Annotated in this window: 1 protein-coding gene; it reads right to left on the reverse strand. The window is 54.8% G+C overall.

From position 1 onward, the window contains the following. Window positions 1–28: 28 nt before the first annotated feature. Window positions 29–279 (reverse strand): hypothetical protein (locus EN857_RS35160; protein WP_210235177.1); only part of this gene is annotated, 251 nt, incomplete at its 5' end.

A 279-nucleotide genomic window follows, 5' to 3' on the forward strand; every position in this document is an offset into this window, starting at 1 on the left:
CTGCAAATACACCCCTCGGTAATGCAGTTCACGGGTGTATTTGCAGAAAGATCGTGTCCGTAATCCTCCCATCCTGCCGGGCAACGTACTCCATCGGATGGGTGCTACGAAAGCAAAGGTGGACGTAGTTGCCCATTCCCTTCAACGCGTCGGCGTCACGACTCCATTCATTGCCGCCCGGTGCCGGAACCTTGACCTTCTTCTGGTCAAGCTGCGCGAGTGGATAGAGTCCTCCCATTTCTTTAATCACCGACCGGAGGAACCTGCCGGTGATTAAAG

Source organism: Mesorhizobium sp. M4B.F.Ca.ET.214.01.1.1 (assembly GCF_004791545.1).
Classification (GTDB): domain Bacteria; phylum Pseudomonadota; class Alphaproteobacteria; order Rhizobiales; family Rhizobiaceae; genus Mesorhizobium; species Mesorhizobium abyssinicae.